This window comes from Paenibacillus sp. OT2-17 (genome assembly GCF_009827695.1).
GTDB lineage: Bacteria > Bacillota > Bacilli > Paenibacillales > Paenibacillaceae > Paenibacillus > Paenibacillus polymyxa_B.
The window spans coordinates 1-3293 of the sequence record NZ_WUDQ01000420.1; the positions used below are offsets into that span (position 1 = coordinate 1).

Consider the following 3293-nt stretch of genomic DNA (forward strand, 5'->3'; position numbering starts at 1 on the left):
CTGCCGTTCAGGACGGATACCAGAAGCTGAAGACTTATGCAGCGACAGGAAACATGCCGGACATTTATTTCACGGATTGGCCAACTCTGCAAACTTTAGCAAAATCGAAAAATGTCGAGGTGCTGGACAACTATGAGACAACGGCTAAATTCAAGGAGAATCTTAATCCGGGTGTTGAATCTCGTTTAGTAGCTCCAGATAATCATGTGTATGCTTATCCGGATACAGGCATTGAATTCCAGCTTATCTATTACAACAAGTCGATTTTTGAGAAGGCGGGGATCGAAACGACGATTAAGACGATTGATCAGATGGGCGAAGCAGCTAAAAAGTTGAAAGCTGCAGGTTATGTGCCCATGTCGATCTTTGCCAAGGAAAAGTGGATTACGACTGCTTTTTATAATGGGCTGGTCACAAGAGAGCAGCCACAAGGATTCGGAGCACTTGATCAGAAAGGTGTAAAAGCATTGCCAGAAGCGTTTGTAACGGCAGCACAGCAGATGAAGCAATTGCAGCAAGCCGGATTGTTCGACGCAAATGCCACGAACACCAATTATGATCAGGCATCGTCCCTGTTCTATCAGGGAAAGGCTGCCATGTTTGTGAACGGACAATGGGAAATTTACAGTTCACAGGAAAAGCTGGGCGACCAGGTCGACTGGATGTACTGGCCAGCAAAGGATGAAGCAACCTACGAGAAGTCCAAATATTTTATCGACGGTGCAGGCTCGCCACAGGGTTACGCAGTATCGTCGAGTAGCGAGAACAAGGAAACTGCCGTAAAGGTAGCAGCATTCCTTGCGACAAAGTCAGCCGAGTACAAATATACCCAACTCGGAAGTCCTATCGTTTCGCCGAAAGTGGATAAGCAAATCGCCTCCAATGTTCCAGCAATGATGCAGCGAGTCGCCAAAGAGTTGCTGCCAAACGCCAAGGAATATGCTCAGCTTCTGAGCAATACCAAAATTCAGAACACAATCAATGACAATACCCAGAATCTGATGGTGGACAACTTTTTGGTAGAGGGTTTTGTGAACAATCTGAACAGTACATTGGAGAAAGAAAACTGAGGAGAAAGAAAACTGATAATCCAGGGACAAGCAACCTCTGGCGACATAAGTCGCTGGAGGGAGCCGTCCCGAAAATAAGGGGTGGAAGCAACACATGAATAAATATTTGGGGAACAAACCGGCGCTGGCACTGTTTCTGCTCCCTGCTTTGATCCTGTACAGTGTGATCCTGATTTATCCTGTTCTGCAGACCGTTCTTCGTAGCTTTTATGAGTGGGATGGCCTTAGTACGCCGATCTTTTCGGGATTGAGTAATTACCGGGAGCTCTTTTCCGATCCTTTACTTTCCACTTCGCTTAAGAACGGATTGATATTTGCAATTGTACTGGTGGTCTTTCAGATTGGACTGGGAACGCTATTGGCGCTGATTTGTGCAGACCCGCGTACACGCGGGCGGAAAATACTGAAAACGGCTTATTTTATTCCGGTTGTTCTGTCGGTAACTGTGGTGTGCCAGCTGTGGATCGCCATTTACGACCCGACCAACGGACTGATCAACCGGCTGTTCGATCTTTTGAATATCCCGTATCAGCAAAATTGGCTGAGCTCCCCGACAGCATCAATTATTGCCATCGCCTTCGTTAATGCCTGGCAGTTTATGGGGTATCAATTCGCGCTGCTATATGCAGGGGTTAAGTCAGTACCTGAGGACTATTTTGAAGCCGCCACGATTGACGGTTGCAGCAAATGGAGAGCGCATCTGCATGTTACACTTCCTCTGATGAGGGAAACGTACAAATTCTGCTTTATTATCGCGATTACCTCTGGGATAGGCGCCTTTGTGCAGATGCTGATTATGACTAACGGGGGACCTGGTACTACAAATTATACAATGACATTCATGATTTACCGCTATGCTTTTATGGAGAGCAACTATGGCTATGCGTGTGCTGTATCTGTGCTGCTTGTACTGATCTCTCTGCTGGCAACTTTAGTTATCAATAAGCTGTTCGATCGCGGACAAACCGCCTGATGAGGTGCGTATTGAAAAGGAGAACGAAATGAGTAAAACCGCTGTGAGCAAGTTCAGACAAGCTGTCCTGCAGATACCGCTGTGGTTGTATGTGATTGTTTCGATTTATCCGTTGTTCTGGATGGTTTCCTACTCGTTGAAGAACAATGATGAGATCTTTGTTACCAACCCATTCGGACTACCAACGCATTTTCGCTACGAAAATTACATCAATGCCTGGACGCAATTTAATATTCCTCGTTACTTTCTGAACAGTTTGGTCGTATCAACGATTTCGACTCTGTTCATCCTTTTACTGGCACTGATGTTTGCCTTTGCAGTGGCTCGCATGAGATGGAGGTTTCGGTCTGCTGTCCGAACTTATATGATCATAGGAATGTTTATGCCGCTACAGGTTATTATGATACCGCTGGCGATTCTGGTTCGCGATTTTCATCTTACGAATACGTATGGAGCTCTTATTCTTCCCTATATCGCAATTGGCCTTCCTTTCTCGTCAATGATTTTCTATGGGTTCCTGGCAGGAATTCCTAAGGAGATTGAAGAGGCGGCATGTATGGATGGAGCTAATATTTATAGACTGTTCCTGAAAATCATTATGCCGCTTGCAATGCCTGCAATTGCAACTGTAGCCATTTTTCAGTTCTTGAACAACTGGAATGAGTTCACTTTGGCCTATATTCTGATTTCTGATGAGAATATGAAGACCTTGCCGCTAGGCTTGCTTTTCTTCCAGGGCTCCTACAGCACGGATTGGGGGGCCATGGGAGCTGTTATGACTATCGCTTCCATACCGATGGTACTAGTCTATCTGTTCTTGAGTGAACAAGTGGAACGGGCAATGACGGTGGGTTCCGCTGTAAAAGGATAGAAAGGATAAACTGCCCGGCTTGAGAATCAGAAAAAAGATTCTCTAGCCGGGCATTTTTGTTATGTACATACGCTAGTTTAATCTGACGATGGTTTGTGGCTAATCAGAAACCTTACAACAAAATAAAGGTTTTTGTAAGTTTCAACTGTTGTTCATTATGTAGAAGCTGTTATGCTGGTAAACAGCTAGGCAAGGAAAGAAGTGAGCAGATTTTGAAAGATCCAAAGCAAAGTTTCAATGAAACATTAAAAATTCCTAAAAGAACCATTATAACAGTCACCGTTATTGTTATTATAATTATATTGTTAATCACTCTGGTGCTCGGCACCATGCATATTATTCGGGATTCAATATACACCACCATGAACACCTCCTAAAT

At 44.6% G+C, this 3293-nt stretch carries 3 protein-coding genes; all 3 read left to right on the forward strand.

Annotated elements, in window-relative coordinates; all coding sequences use genetic code 11:
- On the forward strand, positions 1–1070 hold a 1070-nt coding region (locus tag GRP75_RS22345), incomplete at its 5' end, for an ABC transporter substrate-binding protein (RefSeq protein ID WP_160790393.1).
- A 94-nt stretch (positions 1071–1164) separates the two neighbouring features.
- The gene (locus GRP75_RS22350; protein ID WP_053325421.1) at positions 1165–2043 is read left to right on the forward strand and encodes a carbohydrate ABC transporter permease; all 879 of its coding nucleotides are present in this window, start codon (positions 1165–1167) and stop codon (positions 2041–2043) included.
- A 28-nt stretch (positions 2044–2071) separates the two neighbouring features.
- Positions 2072–2914, forward strand: coding sequence for a carbohydrate ABC transporter permease (locus GRP75_RS22355; RefSeq protein ID WP_160790394.1), 843 nt, complete (start codon positions 2072–2074; stop codon positions 2912–2914).
- Positions 2915–3293: the final 379 nt, after the last annotated feature.

Excerpts from the sequence above, each read along its gene's own strand:
- GRP75_RS22355 (WP_160790394.1), top strand. The coding sequence starts at position 2,072 with ATGAGTAAAACCGCTGTGAGCAAGTTCAGACAAGCTGTCCTGCAGATA.
- GRP75_RS22350 (WP_053325421.1), top strand. The coding sequence starts at position 1,165 with ATGAATAAATATTTGGGGAACAAACCGGCGCTGGCACTGTTTCTGCTC.